Source organism: Stenotrophomonas maltophilia group sp. LNF247 (assembly GCF_054083135.1).
The window spans coordinates 45,246-60,004 of sequence record NZ_JBSRQL010000016.1 but is presented as its reverse complement, the minus strand read 5'-3'; the positions used below and the strand labels follow the sequence as shown (position 1 = coordinate 60,004).

Here is a 14,759-nt window from a genome sequence, read left to right as displayed (position 1 = left end):
CTCCTGCGCGACCCATCCACCCGGCCCCAACTGATGGATTCACCGGGCGCGACCACGAGGGGCTCCGCCGTTCGCCGCCTTACTCCACGCCCTCACGCTCGATCGGCACGCTGCGCGGATTCTGCATGTGCTCCCGCGCTGCGCCATAGCGTTGCTGCCGCTTGTGGTGGAACACCACGAACTCGTCCCGTGGCAGCGGCCGCGAGAACAGCCAGCCCTGCGCGAACTCGACCTTGCGCGCATGCAGATATGCCAACTGCGCCTCGGTCTCCACGCCCTCGGCCACCACCCACAGGCCCAGCTCCTTGGCCATGTCGATGATGTGCGGCGTCACCGGGCTCGTCGCGCTCTCGGTGTCGATCGCATCGATGAACGACTTGTCGATCTTCAGCGCGTCCAGCGGCAGCTGCTCCAGGTACTGCAGGCTGGAGAAGCCGACTCCGAAATCATCGATGGCCACGCTGTGGCCGGCGCGACGTGCCTGCGCCAGCATCGTGCGGGCGCGGTCCAGATCGAGGAAGCCGCGCTCGGTGGCTTCCATCCAGATCTGCTGCGGCAGGATGCCGCTGCCGGTCATGTGCTTGGAGATCATCTTCAGCGCACGGCCGCTGCTGATGTCTTCGGCGGCCAGGTTGATCGCGATGTGTGCGCTGCGGTCGGCGACCAGCAGATCGCGCATGTCGCGCACGACGTTCTCAATCACCAGATCGGTGATCGCGCCGATCATGCCGGCCTCTTCGGCCAGCGGAATGAACAGGTCCGGCCGTACCTGCGTGCCATCCGGGCGCTGCCAGCGCACCAGGGCCTCGGCGCCGACGCAGATGCCGGTATCCAGCTCGATGATCGGCTGGTAGTGCAGGTACAGCTCGCGGCGGCGGATCGCCGTGGCCAGTTCGCCGCGCAGGGACAGGCGGCGACGCGACAGCCACACCACCAGGCCGGCACCGGCAGCGGCCAGCAGAACACCGATCGGCACGAACAGCCACGCCTGCTGGCGGAAGGTTGCAGCCAGCGCGGTACGCGGCGTGGTTGCGATCGCCAGCCACTCTTCATTGCGGGCGGTGGCGTACAGGGTGTTGTGGTCCAGGCCTTCCTCGGGCGCACGCAGCAGGGTCTCCAGCAACGCGGGATCCATGCCGCTCTGCCTGGCCAGGAGGCGGCCATCCGGGCTGGCCAGGGCAAGGCGCACGTTCGGGTCGGCGATGACATCGACAAACCGGCGCGGATCGACCAGGACGTCGTAGTTGCCATACAGGATCGACAGCACCTGGCGCCGTCCGCTTGCCTCGGGGCGCACATCCACGGCAATGCCGGCGCCATCACTGGTGACGTGGTCGGCCTTCGGCTGGTTCACGTCGGACAGGAACGGCCCCCACGACGTGCAGCGCAGCTTGCCACCCTCGAAGTAGCCCATCTGGTCAACCGACGGCGAGGTCATCACCAGCGTCTGCATGCGCCGGATATGGTCCGGCCCGCAGGCGTCCTGGGCGCCGGCCTCGGCCGACTGCAGCGCCGCCAGTGCTTCCCGGTAGGACTGGTCGGCGCGGCGCAGGGTACGACCGGCGATATCGCGCAGGCGCTGCTGCTCGACACTGACGGCCCGGTCCCAGGTGGCATAGGCCATCACCGCGATCGGCACGGCCGCGGCCAGAATCGCCAGCGCGGTGCCACCGATGATCACGCGCAGCCGGCTCATGGCCGGGGCTCCAGCGGGGTGGGCAGGGCAGGGCACATGGGCGGGCCGATCCTTGGGCAGGAACGGCTATCTGAGCATGGCGCAGGGCCGGGCGGAATGGGATCAATCCGGTATTCGGTCACATTGTGATGAAAGCGGCCAAGTTTGACGTGATTGACCCGTCCGATGCTGGCGCTCCGGGCGCTGGAGGACTACCGTCGAACGCTTCGCCGCCCTCTTGCCCGCGCCCATGACCGAGCCCGCAACGCCCCCCGAGCACCTGCGCCGCAGCCTTTCCAACCGCCACCTGCAACTGATCGCCATCGGCGGTGCCATCGGCACCGGCCTGTTCATGGGCTCGGGCAAGACCATCAGCCTGGCCGGACCCTCCATCGTCTTCGTCTACCTGATCATCGGCGCGATGCTGTTCTTCGTGATGCGCGCGATGGGCGAGCTGCTGCTGTCGAATCTGCAGTACAAGTCCTTCATCGATTTCTCCACGGATCTGCTCGGCCCATGGGCCGGGTTCTTCTGTGGATGGACATACTGGTTCTGCTGGATCGTGACCGCCATCGCCGATGTGATCGCCATTGCCGCCTATGCGCAGTTCTGGTTCCCCGGGCTGGATGCGTGGATACCGGCGCTGGCCTGCGTGCTGCTGTTGCTGGCACTGAACCTGGTGACCGTGAAGCTGTTCGGCGAGATGGAGTTCTGGTTTGCGCTGATCAAGATCGTGGCGATCTGTGCGCTGATCATCACCGGCGCCGGGCTGGTGGCCTGGGGCTTCACCTCGCCCAGTGGCCACACCGCGTCGCTGTCGAACCTGTGGAATGACGGCGGCCTGTTCCCGATGGGCCTGGTCGGCTTCTTCGCCGGTTTCCAGATTGCGGTGTTCGCCTTCGTCGGCATCGAGCTGGTCGGCACCACCGCCGCCGAGACCGCCGACCCCGAGCGCAACCTGCCCAAGGCGATCAACTCGATTCCGGTACGCATCATCATCTTCTACGTGCTGGCGCTGATTGCGATCATGGCCGTCACCCCGTGGCGCCAGGTGGTGCCGGACAAGAGCCCGTTCGTGCAGCTGTTCGTGCTGGCCGGCATTCCTGCCGCCGCCAGCCTGATCAACTTCGTGGTGCTGACTTCGGCCACGTCCTCGGCCAACAGCGGCATCTTCTCCACCAGTCGCATGCTGTACGGCCTTGCCGAGGAAGGCCACGCACCGCGGGGGCTGTCGAAGTTGTCGCGCGCTGCCGTGCCTGCCCGTGGCCTGCTGTTCTCGTGCCTGTGCCTGCTGGGTGGCACGCTGCTGATCTACCTGATTCCGAACCTGGTGACTGCTTTCACCCTGGTGACGACGCTGGCGACGGTGCTGTTCATCTTCGTGTGGTCGCTGATCCTGGTGGCCTACATGGCCTATCGCCGCCGCTACCCGGAACGCCACGCTGCGTCGATCTTCAAGATGCCCGGCGGCGTCGCCATGTGCTGGGCCTGCCTGGTGTTCTTCGCCGCGGTGCTGGTGCTGCTGAGCCTGCAGGCTGACACCCGCCAGGCGCTGATCGCCAGCCCGGTGTGGTTCGTGCTGCTGGGCGTGGGGTACCGGGTGCGTCTCAGAACGGTGAAATGACCGGGAATGCGGGGTTTCGGCAACGCCGGAAATCGAGAACGTCGGAAATCGGTAGAGTCGACTGTTAGTCGACTGCTCTTCCATGGGCTTTCGGAAAACCCCGCGCTGCGCGCGATAGTCGACTGACAGTCGACTCTACCGCTGCGGGCGCCGGCGCAAGTGCAGGGTGCAGCCCTGCCGACCCCCATTCACCCAACATTCGCGGGCGCGGCCGGATGATCCGGCCGCCATGTCCCGTCGCCCTCTCCTGCTTGTGCTGTTGCTGCTGCCCAGCCTGTGGCCCGGGCTGGCCGCCGCACGCACCGTCTACCGCTGTGTGCAGGGCAACACCGTCAGCCTGGCCACCGCGCCGGAACCGGGTTCGCGCTGTAGCCCGAAGGAAATCGACGACAACGCCATCCAGACCCCGAACCTGTGGGGCAACATGGGCGTGTTCAGCGGCGTACTGTACGAGCGCGAGCAGGATGGCGTGCTGGTCTACTCCACCCGCAACCTGCCCGGCTCGCGGGTATTCCTGAAGTTCACCGTGGCCACACCGCCGGGCGAGCCTGCCCACGAAGGCCTGGGCAAGGTGGGCAAGCCGCAGCTGGCGCAGCACGCCAGGCAGTTCAAGGCCGCGGCCAAGGCCACGGGCGTCGACGATGCCTGGCTGCGCGCAATCGCCCATGCCGAAAGCAATTTCGATCCGCTGGCGGTGTCCAGCAAGGGCGCACAGGGCGTGATGCAGTTGATGCCGGAGACCGCACAGGAATATGGCGTGCGCGATCCGTTTTCGCCGCAGCAGTCGATCGAGGGCGGCGCGCGGTACATGCGCGCGCTGCTGCGCCGTTACAACGGCGATCGCCCGTTGGCGGCGGCTGCCTACAACGCGGGCATCGGTGCAGTCACCCGCTACAAGGGCGTGCCGCCCTACGCCGAAACCCTGGCCTATGTGGACAAGGTGATGGCGCTGTACGCGCGCTACCGCGAAGCGATGGGCATCCGCACCGAAGTGCCAGCCCGCTAGGCGGGAGGTGTAGTGCCGAGCCCACGCTCGGCTCCACAGGAAATCGGCTCAGCGCGAGGTGGACGTGCTGACCAGGTTGTAGCGCTCGATGCGGCCGACGCGTGCCACCTCGGCCTGCACGTCGGCACGCTGCTTCAGCACACGCCAGGCGGCATCGATCTTCACGTCGCCGGGCAGCGACGGATAGGTGCGCATGTCCTGCAGGGAGGCCAGTGCCTCGCCGCGCTCAACCGGTGAGCGCAGCTGTTCGATCAGCACCGCAGCGGCCGCGTCCAGATTGCCTTCCTCCAGCAGCATCTCGCGCTGGAACAGGCGCGCGTCATCGCCCTGGGCCAGGATGGCTGCGCGCGCGGCCTGTTCGGTCTTGGCATCGCCACGTTCACGGGCGGCAACGAACTGCAGCAGTGCCTGGGCCGCCTTGCCGTAACCGGCCAGGCCCGGCATGTCATTCACCGCGACAGCAGCGTCCTGAATGCGGCCCAGCGAACTGAGCAAGAACCCGACGTTGAACTGGTGCTCGGCACCATCCGGGCCCAGCGCACCGATGCGTGCGGCCAGCCTGGCTGTGGACAGCGCATCATCGTTACGGCCCAACCGGCGCAGCGCCATAAGCCGGCTGTTGAGCAGCCACGCCACCCATTCGGCTTCCGTCGCCGAGGGCGACTCACCTTCGGCCGCCGCACCGGCCATGCCATCGGTCAGCGCAAGCACTTCCTCGTTGCGGTCCAGCATCAGCAGCGTGCTGCTGAACTCGGCCATGCGTGCGTCCAGCGCCCGGTCGAGCAGGCCGGAAACTCGCAGTTCGTCGAGGTGCTTCTGTGCAGCCTGCACTGGGTCGAAGCGGGCATCGTCGCGGTCGACATAGCGATCAAACCGCTTGTCACTGCGCAGGCGGATGATCTCGGCGGGGCCGGTGATGCGCGCCAACGTGGCCGGGATGTCGTCGCCCCGGCCATTGTCGGCCTGCAGTGTTGCCAGTGCCAGCCACAGTCCGGTGGGTTCCAGGCCGCCGCTCTTCCAGCCGTTGTCGAACAGCGCCTGCAGCAGTTCCATGCGCTGCTGGGGCTGGTCCCGCAGGCGGAACTGCAGGTAGTTGATCGCGTGGTGGTCCACCGGCAACGGCGCGTCGGCATGCTTCAGCGCCTGCACCAGGTGCTTCGTGGCAGGTGCCGGTTGGTTCTCGGACAGTTCCACCGAGACCAGGGTCAGCAGGATCTGCGCGTCGTCCGGCAGTGCTTCCTGTGCGCGCTGCAGGTAGCGGCGGGCCTGGTCCGGCTTCTTCTGCACCATCGCGGTCCAGCCGGCCACCTGCGCGGCGCGGCCGCGATGTTCGGCATCGAAGTCATCCAGCATCGGATCTTCCATCAGCCGTTCCATCGCGATCAGCGCGCCCAGCGTGTTGCCACTGCGTGACTGCTGGATGGCCTCATCCCAGCGCGTGGCATAGGCCATGTGCATCACATCGGCGGTGATTGACGGCTTCTGCGGCGCCACCGTGATCGAAGCGGTGGCGGATGTGCTGGCCAATGCGGCGGCCAGCAGGGCAGCAAGGGGGAGGATGCGGGGCATGGAGGATCTCCATCCGTGGGAACCGCATTGAACCTGCTGGGGCTGGTGAGAACAAGCGTGGCGCATGGAACTTTGGTATCCGGCAGTACGATTGGCCTTGGCGCATGCGGTGCCCAGCGTCTATTGTCGGTGCCTCTTCAGGCAGCAGGCAGGCAGCGCAGCGCGATGGCACGGTGGCAATGGATGGCGGCAGGCGTAGCGTTGGCGACGGTAGTGGCATTGGCTGCGACCTGGTGGGAGACACCGCTGCACACGTTGGCTGAACCGGCGGGCCCGGCTCCAACGCCACTGGCGTGGACCGCACAGATCGAGCCGCTGGCCGGCGATGGCCACCCCGGTGACCGCGACGGCGCGTCCGGGCAGGCACGCTTCGCCGATCCCTATGCGTTGCTGCGCAGTGCCGATGGCAGTGTCTATTTCACTGATGCCGGTGATAACAACCGGATCCGTCGCCGCCTGCCCGATGGCCGCGTCGAAACGGTGGCCGGGCAGGGCGAGGGGCGCGTTGATGGCCCGGCACTGCAGGCCAGTTTCAATACGCCTTCGGGCATTGCCGCCGACGCGCAGGGCAACCTGTATGTGGCCGACACCGGCAACCATGCGATCCGCCGTATCGGCACCGATGGCCAGGTGACCACGCTGGCCGGTGGCGAACAGGGCCACGTTGATGGACCTGCCGCGCAGGCGCGCTTCGATGCGCCGATGGGCATCGCAGTGGATGCGCAGGGCCAGGTCTACGTGGCCGATACCTTCAATGACCGCATCCGGGTGATCGGTACCGATGGCAACGTGCGCACACTGGCCGGTGGCGATCGGCCGGGCCTGGCCGATGGCACGGGCGCCGCTGCGCGCTTCGATACGCCGGTGGCACTGGCCTTCGACGCGCAGGGCGCGTTGCTGGTGGCCGACCTGTTCAACAACGCGGTGCGCCGCGTCGGTGCCGATGGCACGGTAAGCACCGTGGTGGGTGGTGGTGGCGTGATCAATGGGCCGCTGTCGTTGGCCACCACCCACGATGGCGTGCTGTACGTGGGCGACATGGATGGCCGCATCGTGCAGGTGACGCCGCAGGGCCATCAGATCGCGCTGGTCGGCAACGGTCGACTGCCACGCCTGGCCCGCCCCAGTGGCCTGGCGATGGACGCCGACGGCAGCGTGCTGGTGGCCGACGCGACGGCCTATCGCCTGCACCGCCTGCGCCCGCTACCGGTGGGGGAACTGCCCGCACCGGCGCTGGTCGGCCCGGCCGCCGATGCCGCGCTGCCCGATACCGGCGGCCGTTGGCCGCTGGCGCCGCAGCAGGGCTGGCACGAAGTCGTCGGCACGCTCGGCGAAGTGCGCGGCAACTTCAAGGGCGAGAGTCGCCATCACCTGCACGGGGGCTTCGACGTGCGCGGTGATGTGGGCCAGACCGTGCTGGCGATTGCCGATGGCAAGATCAGCAGCCCGATGGCGGCCTGGAGCTTGGGCGAGCAGGCTGAGGGCCTGGCCGTGGATCGCCTCAAGTACATCCACATGCGGGTGGGCCGCACCCCACGCAATGAACCGTTCGATGCGCGCTGGCAGGCGCTGTACGACGAGCAGGGCAAGCTGGAGCGGATGCGCGTGCGGCGCGGCATGCGCATTCACGTCGGCGATCGCCTGGGTAGCATCAACAACCAGGCGCATGTGCACCTGGCGGTCGGCACCGGTGGTTTCGAGACCAACGCCGTGGCACTGGGCTTCCAGAACTACGCCGACCACTTCGCACCGCGCATCACCGATGTGGCGTTGCTGGACGACAACGACCAGCCGATGGCCGCAGGCAGCGATGGCGTGGTGATGGTGGCGCGCCAGGGACGCGGTGTGCAGATCGTGGTCGAAGCCTGGGACCAGGTCGACAACAACCTGCCGCGGCGGCGCCTGGGCATGTACCAGGTGGGTTACCAGATTCTCGATGCGGGCGGCCAACCGCTGCAGGGCTACGAGCAGCCACGCTGGAACATCGTGTTCAACCGCATGCCGCCGCAGCGGGAAGCGGTGCGCGTGGCCTACGCACCGGACAGCGGCATCACCGTGCATGGCAGCGCGGTGACCCGCTTCCGCTACCTGGCCACCAACACCGTGCGCGATGGCCTGATGGAAACCGGGCGCTGGCAGCCGGCGGCGCTGCCGCCGGGCGAGTACATCGTGCGCGCCAGCGTGCGCGACTACAGCGGCAATGAAGGCATCGGCCCGCGCGAGATCAGGGTACGGCTGCTGCCGTAGCCGCAGCCGCAGCCGGCGCGCCGCAGCGTTCGCGCTCGGCGTCCATGTCTTCCAGCGGCCGCACTTCGATGCTGCCGAAGCGTGCCCAAGGGAAGTCGCGGGCGATGCGCATGGCTTCGTCGCGGTCGCGGGCGACGATCAGGTTGAAGCCGGCCAGCAGTTCGCGGGTTTCGGCGAAGGGGCCATCCAGTACGCGGCTGTGGCCATCACGCACGCGCAGGGTCTGCGCGGTGTCGACCGGCTGCAGCTTCTGCGCGGCCAGCAGCGTGCCTTCGGCCTGCAGCTTGTCGGCGTGGGCCAGGCAGTCGCGCATCAGCGCGTTGAATTCTTCGATGGGCAGGGCCTGCAGCAGGGCAGGCTCGATGTAGATCAGGAGCAGGTACTGCTGCATGGCGCGGTCCTGGCGGGGGCGGGGTGCCCATGATGGCGCAGGTCTGCGCGTGGGCATGTTGCAGCGCGGGAGGCGCGCCTTCGGCGAGGGTCGGCGAACGGCGGAGCCCCTCCGTGATGGGTGGGTTGGTCGCTGAAAGCTGGCTTCCTGCGGGTGGGCCGGGCGGGGGGAATTGGCGGGGACGCCGTGAATCCATCCCTGGAGGCTTAGCCGCGCCATCCCTGGCGCGGATACCCCGCCAACCCCACCCGCCCGGCCCCAGACAGATTCCGGTTGCCGATCCACCACGGGAAATCACAAGCAAGAGCAAAAGCGGGTCGCTTCGCTCGCAAAGCCGAGGCCGCCAGCCAACCGCCGTTGCTGTTGCCTTTGCTTCTGCCTTTTCTCTTGATCTTCCCGTGGTGTGCGACGGTGACAGGAAACTGTCAAAGGCCGGGTGGGTAGGCGGGGCGGGGGTGTCCGCGGCATGGGCCCGAGGCATGCCTCGGGCGGGTTGGGCACGATGCCCAACCCCGGTCTTGCCGTGTGCGCAGGACAGCGCACACGAGCAAGCCGCGGTCAAGCCCCCAGGGACGGGTTTACGGCGTCCCCCGACCCGTCTACCCACCCGACAAAGCCCATGAACCCAGCTTTCAGCGACCCACCCAACCCACCACGGAGGGGCGCCGCCGTTCGCCGACTCCCGCCGAAGGCGCGCCTTCCACGGAAGAAAAAATTTCCAACAGACGTGTCGATTCCCAGCCCCCTGGTTCGTTGTACCCAGTGAAGGGCACGCATCACGCGTCCCCACGGGAGACTGCAATGAAAGTGATGGTGATCGTGAAGGCCAACGCCGACTCCGAAGCCGGCCGCATGCCCAGCGAACAGGAACTGTCCGAAATGGGCGCCTTCAACGAACAACTGGTGGCCTCCGGCATCATGCTGGCCGGTGAAGGCCTGCACGCCACCCAGCGCGGCCGTCGCATTCATTTCGGCGGCGGGGTACCCAAGGTCGAGGCCGGTCCATTCGGTCCTGCCAGCGAACAGATCGCCGGCTTCTGGTTGTGGGAGGTGCGGTCGCTGGACGAGGCCGTTGAATGGGCCAGCCGTGCGCCGTTCGGCGAGGGCGGCACGCTGGAACTGCGCCCGCTGATCACCGCCGAAGACTTCGGTGAAGCCTTCACCCCCGACTTACAGCAGCAGGAACAGCGTCTGCGTGCACAGCTGGAAGGTTGACCCGATTCATCTCCCTGCCGGGCAGGACCCGGCACTACTGCCCTGAACCGCACAACGGAGTATTGCCATGAAACTGATTCCCTTCCTCGGCTTCAGCGGCCAGGCCCATGAGGCGATGGCGTTCTACGCCAAGGCACTCGGTGGCCAGGTCACGTCGGAAATGAAATACCGCGACATGCCGCCCTCCGATGGCTCGCCAGGTTGCAACGAGATGCCGCCGGAAACCCTCGACCACGTTGCGCACAGCCAGCTGGAAATCGGCAGCGCCATCGTGATGGCGGCCGACGGTCCCGGCGGTGGCGAGGGCGGCTCGACCACCATCAATGTCGATGTCGACAGCATCGAGGAGGCCGAGCGCGTGTTCGCGGCGCTCGCCGAAGGTGGCCAGGTGCAGATGCCGATCGCCGAAACGTTCTGGGCGCACCGCTGGGGCATGCTGATTGATCGCTACGGCAAGCCGTGGATGGTCAATTGCATGAAGCAGCCCTGATCCCTCCCGCTTTCCTCTTCATCCACAAGGAGCGTTACCAATGAGTGCACCACAACCGCAGATGATCTTCGTCAACCTGCCTGTGCAGGATCTGGAGAAGTCGAAGGCGTTCTTCACCGCGCTGGGGTACAGCTTCAATCCAACCTATACCAATGACGATGCGGCTGGCATGGTCATCAGCGAGAGCATCTACGTGATGCTGCTGACCCAACCTTTTTTCCAGCAGTTCACCAACAAGCCGATTGCCGATGCGCACACCCACACGGAAGTGATCAACGCACTCTCGGCACCCAGTCGCAAGGCCGTTGACGAGCTGTTGGACAAGGCACTGGCCGCCGGCGCCAGCGAACCGCAGCCGGCGCGCGACCTGGGCTTCATGTACCAGCGCGGCTTCCAGGACCTGGATGGCCATCTCTGGGAAATCGCACACATGGACGGCGAGCCGGGCTGACGGCCGCCGCAAGGGAGAACCCACATGGCTTACGTGGATGCTTACGTGCTGCCGTGCCCACAGGACAAGGTGGCGGCCTACCGCCGCCTTGCCCGCAAGGCCGGCGCGGTGTGGAAGGACCATGGCGCGCTGCAGTACATGGAATGCGTGGCTGACGATGTGGAACCGGGCAAGAGCACCTCGTTCCCGCGTGCGGTCAAGGCGAAACCGGGCGAGACGGTGATCGTCGCCTTCGTGGTGTTCCGCTCGCGCGCGGCACGCGACCGCATCAACGCCAGGGTGATGGCCGACCCGCGGCTGGCGTCGCTGGGCCCGAAGGACATGCCGTTCGATACCAAGCGCATGTTCTGGGGCGGCTTCAAGCCGATCGTCGAAGCGTGAGCCATGGCGCTTGTGCGGGCCGGGCGTGCGTGTTGTGATCGGCGCATGCTCGATCCCGCACTGACGCAGCGTCTGGAAGCCCTCTGGCGGATGGAGTCGCCAGTGTTGATCGCGCGCCTGGCGCGGCTGCTCGGCGGTGATGTCGGCCGTGCCGAGGAGCTGGCCCAGGACACCTGGCTGGCCGCGCTGGAGCGCTGGCCGGAACAGGGCATCCCGGACAACCCCGGAGCCTGGCTGATGACCACCGCGCGCAACCGCGCCATCGATGTGCTGCGCCAGCACCAGCGCGTGGCGCAGCAGCATGCGCAATGGGGTGAGGAACTGCATCCGGCACCCCTGCCAGCGCCGGATGACAGCCAGGCGCTGGAAGATGACCTGGGGGACGACCTGCTGCGCCTGATGTTCGTGGCCTGCCACCCCGTGTTGCCGGCCGATGCGCGGGTGGCACTGACCCTGCGCCTGCTCGGTGGCCTGACCACGACCGAGATCGCCCGCGCCTTCCTGCAGCCCGAGCCGACCATCGCCCAACGCATCGTGCGCGCCAAACGCACCCTGGCGCAGAAGCAGGTGCCCTATGAAGTGCCGCGCGCGGAGGCGATGCCCGAGCGGCTGGCTTCAGTGCTGGAGGCGATCTACCTGGTCTTCAACGAAGGCTATGCGGCCAGTGCCGGTGACGACTGGATGCGTCCGGCGCTGTGCGACGAGGCACTGCGACTCGCGCGCATTCTGGCGCACCGGCTGCCGGTGCCGCCGGTGCTGGGCCTGCTGGCGCTGATGGAGCTGCAGGCCTCGCGTGCCGCAGCACGGACCGATGCGCAGGGCGTGCCGGTGCTGCTGGACCAACAGAACCGCGCGCGCTGGGACTGGCTGCAGATTGAACGCGGGCAGCAGGTGCTGGCGCGCGCGCTGGCCGCCGGTGGAGGTGACGATCCCTATGTGCTGCAGGCGCGCATCGCAGCGTGCCATGCGGCGGCGCGGCGTCCTGAAGATACCGACTGGCCGCGCATCGCCGCGCTCTATGCACAGCTGCTGCAGGTGCAACCTTCGCCGGTGGTGGCATTGAACCGGGTGGTGGCGGTACTGCGCAGCGAGGGCGCGTTCGCTGCATGGGTACAACTGCAGCCGCTGCTGGTTGATGCGCGCCTGCGCGACTACGCGCCGCTGCAGGTGGTTCGTGGCGAGCTGTTGCAGGCACTGGGGCGTGAGCAGGATGCGCGTGACGCTTTTGGCGAGGCAGCTCGGCTCAGCCAGAACCGGGCCGAGCGCGGATTGCTGCGGCAACGGGCGGGCCTGCCCCGCACAGACTGAGCCGACAAGGACAGCACTTGTCGCCGCGCGCCTGAGCGGCTATGTTTCGCGCCCAGCGGACGCATCAGCGTCCGCATTCCGTGCGTATTGACCGAGGAGCGGTTGGATGTATTCAAGGACGAAGAGCGCATCGCGCGCTTTTGCGCGCCTGCTTGCCTGTGCCCTGTGCCTGGCCGTGTGGCCGATGGCCACGCAGGCGGCAGACAAATCACAGCAGGCCTATTGGGCAGGCTTCGCCTATACCGCTGACGCCGCCGCCGTGCAGGCGACCACGCCACATGCGCATGCGGTGCTGGAACAGCGCGGCCTGATTCCGTTGAACCAGGCGCTGGCACAGTCGCTCAAGCGCCGCGCCCCGGCCCACCTGCAGCTGATCGACCAGCCGGTGGCGATGCTCGACGGCACCACCAGCGCGACCGTGCTGGCCGCGGCACTGGACCGCGAACTGGTCTCGGTCGAGCCGATCGGTGACCAGTACAAGGTGCTGGTGGAAGTGGCGCTGCAGGCGCTGTTCTTCGACTTCCGCGAGCGCCAGGTGATCGCGTCCTATCCGCTGACCCTGCAGCGCATCGACGTGCAGGATTACCGGCCGGACAACGACGATATCGACGCGATCGTTGCCGATCTCCTGTACGGCAGTGCCGATACCAGCCTGTCGCAGGTGCTGGCCGCCAGCCTCGCCCAGGCCAAGCTGCCCGATGCCGCCGTGCGTCGCCTGCAGGTCGGTGGCGTAACCCTGTCCGACGCGGTCCGCGCCAAGCTGCCCGACCCGAAGTGGGACGCCCCGCTGCGCGCCACGCTGGCCCACGAACTGTCCAAGACGCTGTCATCCAATACCGGCGTCGGCCTGCTGCCGCCGGCCTCGGGCCAGGCGATCGGTGGTGCGATGGCGGCGCGCTTTGCCGACGGCAAGGTCTACCAGCTGAAGATTCCCGAGCCGGACTACGTCATCAACCTGCAGGTGGATGCGTTGAAGAACGGCGTGATCGAAGAAACCCCGGCGATGAAGACGATGCTGTTCGGCGCCTTCTTCACCGCCAAGGTGACCGAGCCGTTCTCGGGGAAGGTCTATTTCGAACAGCCGCTGCGCAAGGGGGCCACCAAGGTGGTGCCGGTCACGCAGTGGCAGGTCGACCAGTGGTCGGCCAGCTACGAAACCCTGCTGGCCGGGCTCGATGCCTTCGCCGGCGCCGCCGCCAAGCGTGCCGATTCGCGCGCCTGGCTGGACGAACAGAAGCCGGGCGGCCGCCCGTTGCAGCAGCAGACCCAAGCCCTTCAGGAGTTGATCAAGTCATGTCGTTGATGCGTACCATCCTGCTCTTCCTCATCGCGCTGGTGGTGGCCTCGCCGGTCGCTGCGCAGACCGCCAGCTCGCGCGGTACCGGTTCGGCCAGCTACGGCCTGCGCCTGAGTGCCGACACCCGTGCCCAGGCCCTGAACAAGGCCAAGGTCAATGCCCTGGAGGCGTACATCGCTGAAACCGGTGCGGCCAAGCTGCGCCTGTTCGAAGCGCGCCGCGCCGAGTTCATCGGCGAGATCGATCGCTACGTGCTCAGCGCCGTGCAGCTGTCGGACACCGAAGACAAGAAGGCCAAGACCTACACCGTCACCGTCCGCGCCGAGATCAACACCACCCTGCTGCAGACCAAGCTGGATGCGGGTTCGGCCGTGGCCGGTGCCACCGCCGCGCAGCGCTCGCTGCTGACCTTCCTGTTCATGGCGCGCTCGCAGGACACCGTGCAGTCGTTCCAGGACAAGGAATACCGCCGCGTCGACGCCAGCAGCAGCTACAGCGAGAACACCCGTGAGGGCGACAGCTTCCGCGGCAACTCGGTCAGCACCAACGGCAGCATCAACCAGAATGGTTCGATGTCGGTCACCAGCGGTGGCAGCACCACCGCACGCGCCGACAACATCACCTGGAAGGTGGCCAACGCCGCCGAAGTGAACACCGCGATGACCGGTGCCTTCAGCGCCGCCGGCTACGAAGTGGTCGAAGCCGAATACGTGGAGGGCGAGTCGCGCGGCCTGCTCAGCATCGAGCGCATCCGCAAGGACTTCAGCACCGGCAACGACCTGGCCCCGGCCACCTTGCGTGATACCGCCAACGGCATCCGTGCGGCCAACATTCCGTACATCGCCGTCGGCACCCTCGACATCGGCATGCGCGACCGCGATCCGGCCAGTGGCAACACCCGCGTGTTCGTCACGGTCACCGGCAAGGTGCTGGACGTGACCGGTCGCTTCCCGCGCACCGTGTCGTCGGTGGGCCCGGTGCAGTTCTCCGGCACCGGCCCGAATGAAACCGTGGCCCGTACCAACGCGCTGCAGCTGGCTGCCGAAAAGGCCGCCCAGCAGATGATCAACGAACTGAACGTCAAGGCGGTCCGCTGATCCGCCAC

Annotated in this window: 13 protein-coding genes; 10 read left to right on the top strand and 3 right to left on the bottom strand. The window is 67.2% G+C overall.

Annotated elements, in window-relative coordinates; translation table 11 throughout:
• Positions 1-79: 79 nt before the first annotated feature.
• The gene (locus tag ACTXG9_RS15340) at positions 80-1,696 is read right to left on the bottom strand and encodes an EAL domain-containing protein (protein WP_111098365.1); all 1,617 of its coding nucleotides are present in this window, start codon (positions 1,694-1,696) and stop codon (positions 80-82) included.
• A gap of 229 nt (positions 1,697-1,925) precedes the next feature.
• On the opposite strand from ACTXG9_RS15340, the gene cycA reads away from it, so the two are divergent.
• Positions 1,926-3,299, top strand: a complete 1,374-nt coding sequence (gene cycA, locus ACTXG9_RS15335) for a D-serine/D-alanine/glycine transporter (protein WP_021204435.1) — start codon at positions 1,926-1,928, stop codon at positions 3,297-3,299.
• Positions 3,300-3,528: 229 nt separating this feature from the next.
• A complete protein-coding gene (locus ACTXG9_RS15330; RefSeq protein ID WP_019660891.1) occupies positions 3,529-4,305 on the top strand; it encodes a lytic transglycosylase domain-containing protein in 777 nt (258 codons plus the stop codon).
• A 48-nt stretch (positions 4,306-4,353) separates the two neighbouring features.
• Here the strand turns inward: ACTXG9_RS15330 and ACTXG9_RS15325 are convergent, their stop codons facing one another.
• Positions 4,354-5,874 (bottom strand): tetratricopeptide repeat protein, encoded by a 1,521-nt coding sequence (locus tag ACTXG9_RS15325; protein WP_111102285.1) that lies wholly within the window; start codon positions 5,872-5,874, stop codon positions 4,354-4,356.
• A gap of 165 nt (positions 5,875-6,039) precedes the next feature.
• On the opposite strand from ACTXG9_RS15325, the gene ACTXG9_RS15320 reads away from it, so the two are divergent.
• Positions 6,040-8,121 (top strand): gluconolaconase, encoded by a 2,082-nt coding sequence (locus tag ACTXG9_RS15320; protein ID WP_457654791.1) that lies wholly within the window; start codon positions 6,040-6,042, stop codon positions 8,119-8,121.
• Here the strand turns inward: ACTXG9_RS15320 and ACTXG9_RS15315 are convergent.
• Complete coding sequence (locus tag ACTXG9_RS15315) at positions 8,099-8,512, bottom strand: YciI family protein (RefSeq protein WP_049403440.1); 414 nt, start codon at positions 8,510-8,512, stop codon at positions 8,099-8,101. The two genes, ACTXG9_RS15320 and ACTXG9_RS15315, sit on opposite strands and share 23 nt — an antisense overlap.
• Positions 8,513-9,313: 801 nt before the next feature.
• On the opposite strand from ACTXG9_RS15315, the gene ACTXG9_RS15310 reads away from it, so the two are divergent.
• The 7 genes from ACTXG9_RS15310 to ACTXG9_RS15280 all read left to right on the top strand — a co-directional run bounded on the left by ACTXG9_RS15310 (position 9,314) and on the right by ACTXG9_RS15280 (position 14,751).
• Positions 9,314-9,727 (top strand): YciI family protein, encoded by a 414-nt coding sequence (locus ACTXG9_RS15310; protein ID WP_021202151.1) that lies wholly within the window; start codon positions 9,314-9,316, stop codon positions 9,725-9,727.
• A gap of 67 nt (positions 9,728-9,794) precedes the next feature.
• Positions 9,795-10,217 (top strand): VOC family protein, encoded by a 423-nt coding sequence (locus tag ACTXG9_RS15305; protein ID WP_005407887.1) that lies wholly within the window; start codon positions 9,795-9,797, stop codon positions 10,215-10,217.
• 40 nt (positions 10,218-10,257) lie between these two features.
• Positions 10,258-10,668, top strand: coding sequence for a VOC family protein (locus tag ACTXG9_RS15300; RefSeq protein ID WP_111102076.1), 411 nt, complete (start codon positions 10,258-10,260; stop codon positions 10,666-10,668).
• Positions 10,669-10,692: 24 nt separating this feature from the next.
• The gene (locus tag ACTXG9_RS15295) at positions 10,693-11,049 is read left to right on the top strand and encodes a DUF1428 domain-containing protein (RefSeq protein ID WP_010484145.1); all 357 of its coding nucleotides are present in this window, start codon (positions 10,693-10,695) and stop codon (positions 11,047-11,049) included.
• A 45-nt stretch (positions 11,050-11,094) separates the two neighbouring features.
• Positions 11,095-12,357, top strand: a complete 1,263-nt coding sequence (locus ACTXG9_RS15290; protein WP_021202153.1) for an RNA polymerase sigma factor — start codon at positions 11,095-11,097, stop codon at positions 12,355-12,357.
• 106 nt (positions 12,358-12,463) lie between these two features.
• Entirely contained in the window at positions 12,464-13,660 is a 1,197-nt protein-coding gene (locus ACTXG9_RS15285) for a hypothetical protein (protein WP_021202154.1), read from the top strand.
• A complete protein-coding gene (locus ACTXG9_RS15280; protein ID WP_021202155.1) occupies positions 13,651-14,751 on the top strand; it encodes a hypothetical protein in 1,101 nt (366 codons plus the stop codon). Before ACTXG9_RS15285 ends, ACTXG9_RS15280 begins: the two co-directional genes overlap by 10 nt.
• Positions 14,752-14,759 lie beyond the last annotated feature (8 nt).

What these genes read in the sequence shown, in the direction of transcription:
- ACTXG9_RS15295 (WP_010484145.1), top strand. Translation starts at nt 10,693, where the DNA reads ATGGCTTACGTGGATGCTTACGTGCTGCCGTGCCCACAGGACAAGGTG.
- ACTXG9_RS15290 (WP_021202153.1), top strand. Translation starts at nt 11,095, where the DNA reads ATGCTCGATCCCGCACTGACGCAGCGTCTGGAAGCCCTCTGGCGGATG.
- ACTXG9_RS15285 (WP_021202154.1), top strand. Translation starts at nt 12,464, where the DNA reads ATGTATTCAAGGACGAAGAGCGCATCGCGCGCTTTTGCGCGCCTGCTT.
- ACTXG9_RS15300 (WP_111102076.1), top strand. Translation starts at nt 10,258, where the DNA reads ATGAGTGCACCACAACCGCAGATGATCTTCGTCAACCTGCCTGTGCAG.
- ACTXG9_RS15330 (WP_019660891.1), top strand. Translation starts at nt 3,529, where the DNA reads ATGTCCCGTCGCCCTCTCCTGCTTGTGCTGTTGCTGCTGCCCAGCCTG.
- ACTXG9_RS15305 (WP_005407887.1), top strand. Translation starts at nt 9,795, where the DNA reads ATGAAACTGATTCCCTTCCTCGGCTTCAGCGGCCAGGCCCATGAGGCG.
- ACTXG9_RS15310 (WP_021202151.1), top strand. Translation starts at nt 9,314, where the DNA reads ATGAAAGTGATGGTGATCGTGAAGGCCAACGCCGACTCCGAAGCCGGC.
- ACTXG9_RS15320 (WP_457654791.1), top strand. Translation starts at nt 6,040, where the DNA reads ATGGCACGGTGGCAATGGATGGCGGCAGGCGTAGCGTTGGCGACGGTA.
- ACTXG9_RS15315 (WP_049403440.1), bottom strand. Translation starts at nt 8,512, where the DNA reads ATGCAGCAGTACCTGCTCCTGATCTACATCGAGCCTGCCCTGCTGCAG.
- cycA (WP_021204435.1), top strand. Translation starts at nt 1,926, where the DNA reads ATGACCGAGCCCGCAACGCCCCCCGAGCACCTGCGCCGCAGCCTTTCC.
- ACTXG9_RS15325 (WP_111102285.1), bottom strand. Translation starts at nt 5,874, where the DNA reads ATGCCCCGCATCCTCCCCCTTGCTGCCCTGCTGGCCGCCGCATTGGCC.
- ACTXG9_RS15340 (WP_111098365.1), bottom strand. Translation starts at nt 1,696, where the DNA reads ATGAGCCGGCTGCGCGTGATCATCGGTGGCACCGCGCTGGCGATTCTG.
- ACTXG9_RS15280 (WP_021202155.1), top strand. Translation starts at nt 13,651, where the DNA reads ATGTCGTTGATGCGTACCATCCTGCTCTTCCTCATCGCGCTGGTGGTG.